Below are 13,322 nucleotides of genomic sequence, written 5' to 3'. Positions count from 1 at the left end.
TCATTACTGTGCTGCCAATTCGGTGCCGGGGATGGTCAACACCTGGCCGACCTTCAATTCATCGGTCTTCAGGCTGTTGGCGCTGCGCAATGTGGCGGCCGAAACCTGGAAGCGCACGGCCAGCATGGCCAGGGTGTCGCCCGGTTGCACGCGATGGTCACGCGGGCCCTGGGCGATTTTCCCGGAGTCGCGCAGCCAGGCGATATACGTGCCCGGCGGCGGGTTCTGCTGGAAGAACTGGCGGATACCCGCGCTGATCGAACGCGCCAAGGCCTGTTGGTGACTGGCGCTGGCCAGTTTCGAGGCTTCGTTGGCGTTGGAGATAAACCCGGTTTCCACCAGGATCGACGGGATATCCGGCGACTTCAACACCATGAACCCGGCCTGCTCCACGCGCTGCTTGTGCAGCGACGTGACCCGGCCGATGTTGCTCAGGACTTTCTGGCCGACGTTCAGGCTGGAGGTCAGCGAGGCGGTCATCGACAGGTCGAGGAGCACGCCGGCGAGCATTTTGTCCTTGTCATCGAGGGACACGTTGCCGGCCCCACCGATCAGGTCGGAACGGTTTTCGCTGTCGGCCAGCCAACGGGCGGTCTCCGAGGTGGCGCCACGGTCCGACAGGGCAAACACCGAAGCGCCAAACGCGGCGGTGGACGGTGCGGCGTCGGCGTGGATCGAGACGAACAGGTCGGCGCCCTTCTTGCGCGCGATTTCGGTACGCCCGCGCAGCGGGATGAAGTAGTCGCCGGTGCGGGTCAGCTCGGCGCGGTAGCCCTTCATGCCGTTGACCTGGCGCTGCAGTTCGCGGGCGATGGCCAGTACCACGTCTTTTTCATGCTGGCCGCGCGAGCCCGAGGCGCCCGGGTCTTCACCGCCGTGGCCGGCGTCGATCACCACGATAATGTCGCGCTTGCCCGCCGGAGCCGGTGGCAGCGGCGGCAGCTTCACCTGTGGTTGCGTCGGGTTGACCGGCACCGCAGGCACCGTCGCGACGCTCGGCGGCGGCGCTGGCGGCGGGTTGGCATCGGCGGCGTTGTCGAACAGGTCGACCACCAAGCGGTTGCCGTACTGGGCGTTCGGCGCCAGCACAAAGCTTTTCGGGGTGACAGTCTTTTTCAGGTCGATGACCACCCGCAGGTCGGTCGGCGTACGTTGGGCCGAACGCATGGCGGTAATCGGCGTGTTGGCGGTGGAGACTTTCAACGGCGCGGCCAGGGTTGCCCCATTGATGTCGATCACCAGGCGATCGGGCGCCGTCAGGGTAAAGACACTGTGCTGGACCGGGCCAGACAGGTCGAACACCAGTCGCGTGTTATCCGGCGCTCGCCACAGGCGCACACTTTTCACCTGCGAAGCAGCCAGAGCATTGACAGTCATTGCCGCAAGCAACACCCCTACGACAGCAACCAACGCGCGAAAGCGCATACCTAACCCCACCAATTATTTGAATTCCAATGCCAAAGCGGCGCACCACGACTGGCCGCGCGCGCTCTGGGGCAACAACTTCAGCTGACGTCCTGTCTCATGCGGCGTAATGGTAATGGTCAGGTCCGGCTTTGGCAAAAAGCCTGTGCCTTTATCTGGCCACTCGATCAGGCACAACGCATCCTCATCGAAATAATCGCGGATGCCCATGTACTCCAGCTCTTCGGGGTCCACCAGGCGGTAGAGGTCGAAGTGAAAGGCGCGGATCGCACCAATCTCGTAGGGTTCTACCAAGGTGAACGTCGGGCTTTTTACCGCACCCGTATGGCCCAAGCCGCGAATGATCCCCCGGGACAACGTGGTCTTGCCCGCCCCCAGGTCGCCTTCGAGAAAGATCAGCCCCGCGCCGGCCGTCACTTGGGCGATACGCTGACCAAACGCGACCATGGCGTCTTCATCGGCAAGGAAAAGAACTACTTCAGACACGGTGACTGCTCCTCCAGCAATTGACGAATGGCGGGTATCAGGTCGCTGGCCGCCAGCCCGCGACCAAAGCTGCCCTGGCGATCGCCCGCCGTGGCGTGCAACCACACGGCCAGGCAGCTTGCCTCATAGGCGGGCATGCCCTGGGCCAGCAACGCCCCGACCAGACCGGCCAGCACATCACCGAGCCCGGCCGTTGCCATCGCCGGATGGCCTTGGTCACAGCGCGCAATACGTCCGTCCGGGCTGGCAATCAAACTGCCAGCCCCCTTGAGAATAGCCACTGCATTGAATTTCTGACTCAACGCGCGCGCCACCTTAAGGCGATCGGCCTGAACCTCGGCTGTCGAGAGTCCCAACAAGCGCGCGGCTTCGCCCGGATGCGGGGTAATCACCGAGTTGGCTGGCAAGCTGATGCTACCCGTGGCCAACTGGTTCAAGGCGTCGGCGTCCCAGACTTGTGGCTGGCGCGCGCTGGCAGCGACCGACAGCAAGCTTTTGCCCCAAGCGGCATCGCCCAGGCCCGGGCCAATGACGATGACCGAGATTTTTTCCAGCAGGCCCATCAGTTGGTTGGCCGAACTCACGCCGACGGTCATGACTTCCGGCAAGCGCGCCAACGCGGCGGGCACGTGCTCCGAGCGCGTCGCCAGGGAAACCAGGCCGGCGCCACTGCGCAACGCGCTTTCGGCGCTCAACAGCGCTGCGCCGCCCAGGCCACGGTCACCGCCGATCACCAGCAGGTGGCCGAACTGGCCTTTATGGGCATCCGGGGAACGCGCAGGCAGTTGCGGCAAATCGCCAGGCAACAGGGGCTGAACGTCGGTAATTGGGTGTTTTGTCTGCGGCATGCGTCTTCAAGCTCCGATGTCTGGCAGAATTATACGCATCTAACCTGTGGTTTCCCGTGTCTCATGCCTGCTATTACCTCCGATCTGCCCGCCCTCGCCCAATCGATCAAAGACTGGGGCCGCGAGCTGGGCTTTCAACAAGTCGGCATCAGCGGCCTGGACCTGGCCGAGCATGAGCAGCACCTGCAACGCTGGCTCGACGCGGGCTACCACGGCGAAATGGACTACATGGGCGCCCACGGCAGCAAACGCTCCCATCCGGACGAACTGGTGCCGGGCACCTTGCGCGTGGTCTCGCTGCGCATGGACTACCTGCCCGGCGACACGCAGATGGCGCAATTGCTGGCCAAACCGGAAAAAGCCTACATCTCCCGCTACGCCCTCGGCCGCGACTACCACAAGCTGATCCGCAAGCGCGTGCAGCAACTGGCCGACCGCATCCAGGCGCAAATCGGCCCGTTTGGCTTTCGCGCCTTTGTCGACAGCGCGCCGGTGCTGGAAAAAGCCATCGCCGAACAGGCCGGCCTGGGCTGGATCGGCAAAAACACCCTGGTACTCAATCGCAAGGCCGGCAGTTATTTCTTCCTCAGCGAGCTGTTTGTCGATTTACCCTTGCCGGTGGACGCGCCCCACAGCACCGAGCATTGCGGGCGCTGCACGGCGTGCCTGGACATCTGCCCCACCAATGCTTTCGTCGGCCCCTATGTGTTGGACGCGCGGCGCTGCATTTCCTACCTGACCATCGAACTCAAGAGCGCGATCCCGGAAGACCTGCGCCCACTCATCGGCAACCGCGTATTCGGCTGCGATGACTGTCAGATCGTATGCCCGTGGAATCGTTTCGCCCGCGCCACCAGCGAAAGCGATTTCAAGCCGCGCCACAACCTGGACAACGCCGAACTGGCCGAGCTGTTTATGTGGGACGAAGACAAATTCCTCAGCAGCACCGAAGGTTCGCCCCTACGCCGCGCCGGGTATGAGCGCTGGCTGCGCAACCTGGCGGTGGGCCTGGGCAATGCGCCGTCGAGCATTCCGGTGCTGGAAGCCTTGAAGGCGCGGCGGGAGTATCCGTCGGAGCTGGTGCGCGAACACGTGGAATGGGCGCTGAACCAGCACACCAGCCGTTAATGCACGTCGTCGTTGTAGACGAACTTGGGCATTTCCCAGTGAAAACGGATCGCCAGCAGGCGTAAGAGAAAGCCGCTGAACAGGGTCAGCAAAATCGATTGCTCGCTGGGCAGCTCCAGGTAGAGGCACAGCAGGTAGAACCAGGCGGCAAGGAACGACACGCTGGCGTACAGCTCACGGCGAAAAATCAGCGGGATGTCGTTGCAGAAGATATCCCGCAGGATGCCGCCAAACACGCCGGTAATCACCCCGCTGACCGACGCCACCAGCATGCCGTGGCCCATCTCCAGTGCAGTCATGCAGCCGATCAGGGTGAAGGCCACCAGACCCACGGCGTCCAGCGCCAGGAACAGCGAACGCAGGTGGCGCATCAGCGGGGCGATAAAAATCGTCACCAGCGCCGCGACCGAGGTCAGCACCAGGTATTCCGGGTGTTTGACCCAGGTCAGCGGGTAATGCCCCAGCAGCACGTCGCGCACCGAACCGCCACCGAGCGCCGTCACGCAGGCGATCAGCACCACGCCAAACCAGTCCATGCCACGCCGCCCGGCGGACAGCGCGCCGGTCATGGCTTCGGCGGTGATGGCGATGAGGTAGAGCATGAGCAGCATGGTGGCGATCCTTGCAAAGAGGCGCGCAGTCTAATCATTTGGTGATGGCACCAAAAGGGGGCACCTGGCGAAAGACCGCGTCGCCTCTATCTCAGGCAAGCCAGCTCCCACATTTTGATTTGCGAATGCAGTCAACTGTGGGAGCTGGCTTGCCTGCGATGGCGCCAGTTCAGGCGCCGCCCATTCAAGCCTTGATGAAATGCTTGCGGTAATGCTGCAACTCGGCGATTGACTCGCGAATATCATCCAGCGCCAGATGGGTGCTGCCTTTATGGAAGCTGTCTTTGACTTCCGGCGCCCAACGCGCGGCCAGCTCTTTCAAGGTGGACACATCCAGGTTGCGGTAGTGGAAGTAGCTTTCCAGCCCCTTCATGTGGGTATAGAGGAAGCGACGATCCTGGCAGATGCTGTTGCCGCAGATCGGCGATTTGCCCTTCGGCACCCATTTCTCCAGGAACGCAAGGGTCTCGGCTTCGGCTTCGGCCATGCTGATACGGCTGTCGCGCACGCGCTGGGTCAGGCCGGAGTTGCCGTGGGTGCGGGTGTTCCACTCGTCCATGGTGGCGAGTACGGCGTCGCTGTGGTGAATGGCGATCACCGGACCTTCGGCCAAGGTGTTGAGGTTGCTGTCGGTGACAATGGTCGCCATCTCGATGATGACGTCGGTGTCGGGGTTCAGACCGGTCATTTCCAGATCGATCCAAATCAGGTTCTGTGGGTTTTGCATGGCTTGATTCTCTTGGCACCTTGGCGTAGCTGCGCAGTTTAGCAGGCGGGGCCGTGCTAGACTCGCGACCGTTTTACCCAACCTTTGCATTATCGACACGGAACACCAATGGCCAAACGCCAGCTCAATCGTCGCCAAAACTGGCGCATCGAAAAGATTCAAGGTGAACGCGCCGCTCGCGCCGCCAAACGTGAATCCTCCGCCGTGGAAGCGCTTGAGGGCGGCGACCTGGGCCCCGAGCAAACGGGCCTGGTGATCGCGCATTTTGGGGTGCAGGTCGAAGTCGAGGCGCTGGAAGGCGAACTGGCCGGCCAGGTATTCCGTTGCCACCTGCGCGCCAACCTGCCGGCGCTGGTCACCGGCGACAAGGTGGTCTGGCGTGCCGGCAACCAGGGCATCGGCGTGATCGTCGCCCAGTTGCCGCGCACCACCGAACTGCGTCGCCCCGACAGCCGTGGCCAGCTCAAGCCAGTCGCGGCCAACGTCGACATGATCGTGATCGTGTTCGCGCCGCTGCCCGAGCCCCATGCCAACCTGATCGACCGCTACCTGGTAGCCGCCGAGCATGCCGGCATCCGCCCGCTGTTGCTGCTGAACAAATTCGACCTGATCGACGAACAGAACGCCCCGGCGCTGAATGCGCTGCTGGCGGTCTACCGCACCCTGGGTTACCCGGTGCTGGAGGTTTCAGCCCATCACGGCAATGGCATGGAACAGCTGCAACAGCAGTTGGACGGGCGCATCAGCGTGTTTGTCGGCCAATCCGGCGTGGGTAAATCCTCGCTGGTCAACAGCCTGCTGCCGGAAGTCGAAACCCGCGTGGGCCCGCTGTCGGAACTGTCCGGCCAGGGCACCCACACCACCACCACGGCGCGATTGTTCCACTTCCCGGGCGGCGGCGAGCTGATCGACTCCCCGGGTATCCGTGAATTCGGCCTCGGCCACGTCAGCCGCAGCGATGTGGAAGCGGGCTTTATCGAGTTCAACGACCTGATCGGCACCTGCCGCTTCCGCGACTGCAAACACGACCGCGAGCCGGGTTGTGCGTTGCTCAAGGCACTGGAAGATGGGCGTGTGCAGCAGCAGCGGATGAATAGCTATCGGTCGATTATTGCGAGTCTTCCTGAAAGCACTTACTGACCCTTGTGGCGAGGGAGCTTGCTCCCGCTGGGGTGCGCAGCGCCCCTAAAAAAAGCCGGGGACTGCTACGCAGTCCAGCGGGAGCAAGCTCCCTCGCCACAGAAAGCTCACTCACAAACAAAAAGGCCGCGATCATCGCGGCCTTTTTGTTTGTGCGGCTTAAGAACCAGCCTTAGGCACCGTAGGATCCTTCACCCCACCATCATCAAACAGGTTCAACTTCTGCCGTAGTTCATGGGCCGGCAGCGGCTCTTGCCCCGGCGGGATCGCATTCGGATCAGCCGGCACTTCACCTGGCGCACCCGCACCCGGCGCTGGCACTGGCTTGGGCTGTTCACCTTCAATCGCACGCTGGGCCTTTTTGGTCAGCACCACGATGTCGATACGGCGGTTGATCGGGTTGAACGGGTCTTCATGATCAAACAGCTGCGACGAAGCAAAACCCACCACGCGCGCCACTTGCGGGTCCGGGTAGCTGCCGGCCACCAGCGCGCGGCGGGCGGCGTTGGCGCGGTTGGCCGAGAGTTCCCAGTTGCCGAAGTCGCCCTGGCCCGAGTACGGCTTGGCGTCGGTGTGGCCGCTGATACTGATCTTGTTCGGCACCGCCTTGATGGTGTCGGCCATGGCCAGCAGGATGTCTTCAAAGTACGGCTTCAGGCGCGCGCTGCCGGAATCGAACATCGGCCGGTTGGCGGCGTCGGTGATCTGGATGCGCAGGCCGTCCGGAGTGATTTCGAACGAAATCTGATCCTTGAACTTCAGCAGCTGCGGGTTCTCATCCACCTTGGTCTGCAACTCTTGCAGCAACAGTTCCAGGCGTTCCTGCTCGACCTGCTCGGCCATGGCTTCGACGGTATCGCGCTCGATCGGGATATTTTCCTGCGGCGACTCGGTCTTGATCTCGGGGTTGATGGTGCGCTCCGGCGCCAACTGCGGCGAACCGCCGAGGTCGATGACGAAGGGCGTGCCGCTTTCCGAGAAGCCAATCGGGTCCTTGAAGTAACCGGCGATGGCGATCTTTTGTTCCGGCGTGGCGGTGGACATCAGCCACAGCACCAGGAAGAACGCCATCATCGCCGTCGCAAAGTCGGCGAAGGCGATTTTCCAGGCACCACCATGGTGCCCCGCAGCGAAGCGCTTGACGCGCTTGATGATTATCGGCTGGTTGTTTTCCATGGCTTAGCGACCGCGAACCGCTTGTTCCAGCTCGGCGAAACTTGGGCGATGTTTCGGGTACAGCACCTTGCGACCGAATTCCACCGCCAGCGATGGCGGCATGCCGGAAGCGGACGCGACCAGGCTGGCCTTGATCGATTCGTACAGGTTGATTTCTTCCTTGGCATCGTGGGCCAGGGAGGTGGCCAGCGGGCCAAAGAAGCCGTAGGCCGCGAGAATACCGAAGAAGGTACCGACCAGTGCCGCACCTACGTGCATGCCGATGGCCGCCTGGTCGCCTTCGCCCAGGGAAGCCATGGTGACCACGATACCGAGTACCGCCGCGACGATACCAAAGCCGGGCATGCCGTCGGCGATGCCGGTCACGGCGTGGGAGGGGTGCTCCAGCTCTTCCTTGAGGCTGAACAATTCCATGTCGAACAGGCCTTCCAGCTCATGGGGGGCCATGTTGCCGGAAGACATGATGCGCAGGTAATCGCAGATGTAGGCGGTCATGCGCTCATCTTTGAGCACGGCCGGGTACTTGGCGAAAATCGGGCTGGCGGCGGCGTCTTCGATGTCGGCCTCGATGGCCATCATGCCTTCGCGGCGGCTCTTGTTGAGGATCTCGTACACCAGCCCCAGCACTTCCAGGTAGAAGGTGTGGGTGAAGCGCGAACCGAACATGCCCAGCGACTTTTTGATCACGTGCATGGTCATGTAGCCGGGGTTCGCTTGCAGGAACGCGCCCAACGCCGCACCACCGATAATCATCACCTCGAAAGGCTGGATCAGCGCGGCAATTTTACCGTGGGACAGGACGTACCCGCCGAGCACGCTTGCGAAGACGACGATGATGCCGATAATTTTAGCCATAGGGGATCTGTACTTGCGCCGTCGGGTTCATGGACATATTTGGTGGAACTGAAAAACTCTTGTTCTACTTATCGGCAAAACTGCGCCAGACTATAGCCCGTTAAGGCGAAAAGCCAGTTCGGCCCGATCCGGGCGTGTTGACCGCAAGTGATGATCGCGCCCCAATCATGGCTAATGAAACGACAGTCCCAACTGCAAAACCCACTTCCCTCGCCGCTTGGATCAAGCGCCTGGACGATGTGCTGCTGCCCGTCCCCCAGGCCAGCCATGAGCGCGTGTGCAAAGGCATCCGCGATAGCCGCAGTTCGTTGCGAGATATTGCCGAGCTGATGCAGAACAGCCCGGCGCTGGTGCTCAGCGTGATGCGCGAGGCCAACAGCCATACCCACGGCAGTTTCACGGAGCCTGCGGAAAACCTCGAAGTGGCGCTCAACCGCCTCGGCCTGAAACGCGCCGAAGAGCTGCTGGCGCGCCTGCCGTCGGTGCCGGCCCATGAGATTCCCGTGGCCTTGCGCCAATTGCTGCTGGTCAGCCAGCACGCCTCGCAACAGGCCAACGGTTTGTTCGCCAGCCGCCTGGCGCGTTTGTGGCAGGACATTCACTGGGGCAGCCTGCTGTTTCTGTCACCGCTGTGGCCGATGGCGGTCGCCTACCCCAAGCTCCTCGAAGAATGGGAACTGCGGGTGATCCACAAAGGCCAGTCGGCGCGCCAGGTCGAGCAGGAATTGTTCGGCGTACGCCTGCTGGACCTGTGCCTGGGCTTGACCGAAGCCTGGCACCTGCCGATCTGGGTCTCCCAGGGCTACAACCTGCTGCTCAAGGAGCAGCGTTTGCTGGTCAAGGCGCTGCACATCGCCCGCGAAGACGACGCCCTGCGCCAACAGCAATTGCTCGACGCCGAACCCAACCTGCGGCGCTGGCTGAACCAGCCGGCCAACACCGTACTGCTGGCCAACGGCCTGGCGATGTCGGCCCAGGAATCCTGGACCTGCCCGCACACCGAACGCTGGCAATACCTCACCGCGCTGTACCTGCAACAGCCGCTGGGCGATGTGCAGCAACAGGTCCATCAGCAAGCCGTTACCAGCGCCCGCACCACGCTGATGCCGGACTTGTGGCACCCGGCGCTGTCGCTGATCTGGCCGTGGCATGTGCAAAAAATCCATCGCGGCCTGCTGCCCGCGCCGCCACCTACCGCCGAATCCCTGGCCGTATGGCGCAAGCGCTGCACCGAGTTGCTGGTGGAGCCAAGCCGCTTTGCCAACGCCATGCACCTGACTACTTGCGCCAAGGAAGCCCTGGTGGCCAGCGGCATGCAGCGGGTCATGCTGTTGATGACCGACCGTGCCCAAAGCACCTTGCGTGTGCATCAGGCCGACGGTTTGCCGAAGGACGCCGCCAACCTCAGCCTGGACGTGACCAACAGCACCCTGCTGCAACGCCTGCTGGAAAAGTCCGCGCAGGTGCGCCTCACCCCGGACAACCACGCGCAGTTCTCGGCCTTGCTGCCGCCGATCCTGCGCCGCCTGTTCACCGGCGAACACCTGCTGCTGCGCTCCCTGAGCTGCAACGGCAAGGTGGTGATGCTGATGGTGGCCGACCAGGGCGGCGGGCCGTTCTCGGAAACCACCGTGCAAGCCTTCGGCAAAACGGCACAATGCATCGAGAAGGCCCTGCACTGCTTTACCAACCGCAGCGCCTGATGCTTGCGCTACAATCGCGGTCCTTTATCGCCAACATTTGTGCCCAGGAGACCTCACATGCCTGACTTCTCTGGCTTGCCGCTGGTGATCGAATCCAGCGACCTGCAAGGTCGCCTTGATGCCGAACACCTGATTCTGGTGGACCTCACCAGTGCCGCCCGCTACGCTCAGGGGCATATCCCCGGCGCGCATTTCGTTGACCCCAAGCGTACCCAATTGGGCCAGCCGCCTGCACCGGGCCTGCTGCCCCACAAGGCCAACCTGGAAAAACTTTTCGGCGAACTGGGCCACACCCCGGACGCGACCTACGTGGTCTACGACGACGAAGGCGGCGGCTGGGCCGGGCGTTTCATCTGGATGCTCGACGTGATCGGCCATCAGAAATACCACTACCTCGACGGCGGCCTGCTGGCCTGGCTGGAAGGCCAGCACCCGGTCAGCACCGACGTGCCCGCGCCCGTCGGCGGCCCGGTCAGCCTCACATTGCACGATGGCCCCACCGCCACCCGCGAGTACCTGCAAAGCCGCCTCGGTGCTGCCGACCTGGGCATCTGGGACGCACGCGGCCCGCTGGAGTATTCCGGCGAGAAAGTCCTCGCCGCCAAAGGTGGGCACATCCCCGGCGCCGTGAACTTCGAATGGACCGCCGGCATGGACCCTGCGCGCAACCTGCGCATCCGCCGCGACATGCCGCAGATCCTCGAAGACCTCGGGCTGACCCGCGACAAAGAAATCATCACCCACTGCCAGACTCACCACCGCTCTGGCTTCACCTACCTGGTGGCCAAGGCGCTCGGTTATCCGCGAGTCAAAGGTTATGCCGGTTCCTGGGGCGAATGGGGCAACCACCCCGACACCCCCGTTGAGATTTAAGGTTTAAGGACAGTAAATGAAAAAGCAGTTGTTTATCCTCAGCCAGTACTTGCTGCCGCACCACCTGCTGTCGCGCTTGGCCGGCTGCATTGCCGAGTGCCGCGTGCGCTGGTTCAAGAACGCCTTCACCAGCTGGTTCGCCAAGCGCTATCAAGTGGACATGTCCCAGGCCCTGGTTGAAGACGTGACCGCCTACGAGCACTTCAACGCGTTCTTCACCCGCGCGCTGAAAGACGGCGCTCGCCCGCTGGACCAAACTCCAGGCGCGATCTTGAGCCCCGCCGATGGCGCGGTCAGCCAGCTTGGCCCGATCGAACATGGTCGCGTGTTCCAGGCCAAAGGCCACAGCTTCAGCGTGCTGGAACTGCTGGGCGGTGATTCCGCCGTGGCGGCTCCGTTCATGGGCGGTGATTTTGCGACGGTGTACCTGTCGCCGAAGGACTACCACCGCGTGCACATGCCGCTGGCCGGCACCCTGCGCGAGATGATCTACATCCCGGGGCGCATCTTCTCGGTCAACCAGACCACCGCCGAAAACGTACCGGAGCTGTTTGCGCGTAACGAGCGAGTTGCCTGCATTTTCGACACCGAACGCGGCCCGATGGCCGTGGTATTGGTGGGCGCGATGATTGTGGCGTCGATTGAAACCGTGTGGGCTGGCTTGGTGACACCGCCGAAGCGTGAGCTGAAAACCTTCCGCTACGATGAGGCCGCGCGTGCGCCGATTCACTTGGAGAAAGGCGCTGAGCTGGGCCGCTTCAAACTGGGTTCGACTGCAATCGTGCTGTTCGGGCCGGATCAGGTGAAGTGGGCTGAAGAGCTGGCAGCCGGCACGCCGGTGCAGATGGGCCAGGGTATGGCACTGCCAAAAGCCTGATTCACAATAGATTTAAAGCTGGAACCCGATCAATGTGGGAGCTGGCTTGCCTGCGATGACGGTGGTGAATCCAACACCGCTATCGCAGGCAAGCCAGCTCCCACATTTTTGATCCCATTCCAGCAGGGGAAGGAGAGTTACAGCTGACCGTCGCGGTCGCGGAAGCCCAGCAGATACAACACCCCATCCAACCCCAAGGTCGAAATCGCCTGCTTCGCCGACTGCTTCACCAGCGGCTTGGCGCGGAACGCCACACCCAACCCGGCAATCGCCAGCATCGGCAGGTCATTCGCGCCGTCGCCGACCGCAATGGTCTGCTCCAGACGCAAACCTTCCTTGTGCGCCAGTTCCTTCAGCAGGTCAGCCTTGCGCTGCGCGTCGACAATCGGCTCGACCGCCACGCCAGTTACTTTGCCATCCACCACTTCCAGCTCGTTGGCGAACACGTAGTCGATGCCCAGCTTGGCCTGCAATTGCTTGGCGAAGTAAGTGAAGCCGCCCGACAGGATCGCGGTCTTGTAGCCAAGGCGCTTGAGCTCGGCGAACAGGGTTTCAGCGCCTTCGGTCAGGCGCAGCGAGGCGCCGATGGAGTCCAGCACGCTGACATCCAGGCCTTTAAGCAGCGCCAGGCGCTCCTTGAAGCTCGCCCGGAAGTCCAGCTCACCGGCCATGGCGCGCTCGGTGATCTCGGAGACTTGCTCGCCCACGCCGGCCGCCTTGGCCAACTCGTCGATGACTTCCGCTTCGATCAGCGTGGAGTCCATGTCGAACACCGCCAGGCGACGGTTGCGGCGGAACAGCGAGTCTTCCTGGAAAGCGATATCGACATTCAGCTCCTGGGCCACGCTGAGAAACTCGGCGCGCAGGGCTTGCGGGTCAGCCGGCTCACCGCGCACGGAGAACTCGATGCAGCCCTTGCCCTTGTCAGCTGGAGTGTCCAGCGGCATGCGACCCGACAGACGGTCGATATGGTCGATATTCAAGCCGTATTGCGCAGTAATCGAGCTGACGCGCTGCAACTGCTCAGCCGTGACCTTGCGGGTCAGCAGCGTCACGATGTGGCGTTTCTTGCCCTGACCGGCGACCCAATGCTGGTAATCGGCTTCGGACACCGGCGTGAAACGCACCTGCTGATCAAGCTTGTACGCCGTAAACAGGATGTCCTTGAGCACCGAAGACGCCTGTTCAGTACTCGGGATCTCAACGAGGATGCCGAACGACAGCGTGTCGTGGATCACCGCCTGGCCGATGTCGAGAATGTTCACACCACCCTGGGCCAGAACGCCGGTAATCGCCGCCGTCAGACCCGGGCGATCTTCACCAGTGATGTTTATCAGGACAATTTCGCGCAAGGCGCACCCCCAGGCTGGAAAAAAACCGCATTCTACCCACTTTCAGTGACCATCGGGCACAGCCAGCGCTTTGACGCTCTGGGGCCTATCGCTATACTGCGCGTCAACTTCACGGACCAAG

General features: G+C 62.5%; 13 protein-coding genes. 5 read left to right on the top strand and 8 right to left on the bottom strand.

The window, feature by feature from the left end; genetic code table 11:
* Positions 1–3 precede the first annotated feature (3 nt).
* From DBR46_RS06910 to DBR46_RS06900, 3 genes are read right to left on the bottom strand one after another with little or no spacing between them, the layout of a single operon-like run.
* Positions 4–1,425 (bottom strand): N-acetylmuramoyl-L-alanine amidase, encoded by a 1,422-nt coding sequence (locus tag DBR46_RS06910; RefSeq protein WP_026136555.1) that lies wholly within the window; start codon positions 1,423–1,425, stop codon positions 4–6.
* Between the two features lie 15 nt (positions 1,426–1,440).
* On the bottom strand, positions 1,441–1,911 hold the full coding sequence (tsaE, locus tag DBR46_RS06905; protein ID WP_124525549.1) for a tRNA (adenosine(37)-N6)-threonylcarbamoyltransferase complex ATPase subunit type 1 TsaE: 471 nt from the start codon (positions 1,909–1,911) through the stop codon (positions 1,441–1,443).
* Positions 1,899–2,759: an NAD(P)H-hydrate dehydratase gene (locus DBR46_RS06900; protein WP_124525548.1), complete on the bottom strand. Its 861-nt coding sequence runs from the start codon at positions 2,757–2,759 to the stop codon at positions 1,899–1,901. Before DBR46_RS06900 ends, tsaE begins: the two co-directional genes overlap by 13 nt.
* 63 nt (positions 2,760–2,822) lie before the next feature.
* Between DBR46_RS06900 and queG the strand changes: the two genes are divergently transcribed.
* On the top strand, positions 2,823–3,887 hold the full coding sequence (gene queG / locus DBR46_RS06895; RefSeq protein ID WP_124525547.1) for a tRNA epoxyqueuosine(34) reductase QueG: 1,065 nt from the start codon (positions 2,823–2,825) through the stop codon (positions 3,885–3,887).
* On the opposite strand, the gene DBR46_RS06890 is transcribed toward queG, so the two are convergent.
* On the bottom strand, positions 3,884–4,498 hold the full coding sequence (locus DBR46_RS06890; RefSeq protein ID WP_124525546.1) for a trimeric intracellular cation channel family protein: 615 nt from the start codon (positions 4,496–4,498) through the stop codon (positions 3,884–3,886). The two genes, queG and DBR46_RS06890, sit on opposite strands and share 4 nt — an antisense overlap.
* A gap of 184 nt (positions 4,499–4,682) precedes the next feature.
* The gene (gene orn / locus DBR46_RS06885) at positions 4,683–5,225 is read right to left on the bottom strand and encodes an oligoribonuclease (protein WP_124525545.1); all 543 of its coding nucleotides are present in this window, start codon (positions 5,223–5,225) and stop codon (positions 4,683–4,685) included.
* 108 nt (positions 5,226–5,333) lie between these two features.
* Between orn and rsgA the strand changes: the two genes are divergently transcribed.
* Positions 5,334–6,365 (top strand): small ribosomal subunit biogenesis GTPase RsgA, encoded by a 1,032-nt coding sequence (rsgA, locus tag DBR46_RS06880; protein WP_122485460.1) that lies wholly within the window; start codon positions 5,334–5,336, stop codon positions 6,363–6,365.
* 159 nt (positions 6,366–6,524) lie between these two features.
* Here the strand turns inward: rsgA and motB are convergent, their stop codons facing one another.
* Both motB and motA read right to left on the bottom strand, forming a co-directional pair.
* Positions 6,525–7,541 carry a flagellar motor protein MotB gene (gene motB / locus DBR46_RS06875; RefSeq protein ID WP_124525544.1) on the bottom strand — a complete coding sequence of 339 codons (1,017 nt, stop codon included), beginning with the start codon at positions 7,539–7,541 and terminating at the stop codon, positions 6,525–6,527.
* A 3-nt stretch (positions 7,542–7,544) separates the two neighbouring features.
* Positions 7,545–8,396 (bottom strand): flagellar motor stator protein MotA, encoded by an 852-nt coding sequence (gene motA, locus DBR46_RS06870; protein ID WP_010213623.1) that lies wholly within the window; start codon positions 8,394–8,396, stop codon positions 7,545–7,547.
* 167 nt (positions 8,397–8,563) lie between these two features.
* Here motA and DBR46_RS06865 point away from each other — a divergent pair, with 167 nt between their 5' ends.
* The 3 genes from DBR46_RS06865 to asd are packed head-to-tail and all read left to right on the top strand — an operon-like array spanning position 8,564 to position 11,849.
* Positions 8,564–10,099, top strand: a complete 1,536-nt coding sequence (locus DBR46_RS06865) for an HDOD domain-containing protein (protein WP_124525543.1) — start codon at positions 8,564–8,566, stop codon at positions 10,097–10,099.
* A gap of 57 nt (positions 10,100–10,156) precedes the next feature.
* Positions 10,157–10,972, top strand: a complete 816-nt coding sequence (locus DBR46_RS06860; RefSeq protein WP_124525542.1) for a rhodanese-like domain-containing protein — start codon at positions 10,157–10,159, stop codon at positions 10,970–10,972.
* Between the two features lie 16 nt (positions 10,973–10,988).
* A complete protein-coding gene (asd, locus tag DBR46_RS06855; RefSeq protein WP_124525541.1) occupies positions 10,989–11,849 on the top strand; it encodes an archaetidylserine decarboxylase in 861 nt (286 codons plus the stop codon).
* Between the two features lie 137 nt (positions 11,850–11,986).
* Here asd and serB read toward each other — a convergent pair whose 3' ends face one another.
* A complete protein-coding gene (serB, locus tag DBR46_RS06850; protein WP_017734945.1) occupies positions 11,987–13,201 on the bottom strand; it encodes a phosphoserine phosphatase SerB in 1,215 nt (404 codons plus the stop codon).
* Positions 13,202–13,322: the final 121 nt, after the last annotated feature.

This window comes from Pseudomonas sp. KBW05 (genome assembly GCF_003852405.1).
Lineage (GTDB): Bacteria > Pseudomonadota > Gammaproteobacteria > Pseudomonadales > Pseudomonadaceae > Aquipseudomonas.
The sequence above is the reverse complement of the archived record's forward strand: the minus strand, read 5'-3'. Positions and strand labels throughout refer to the sequence as shown.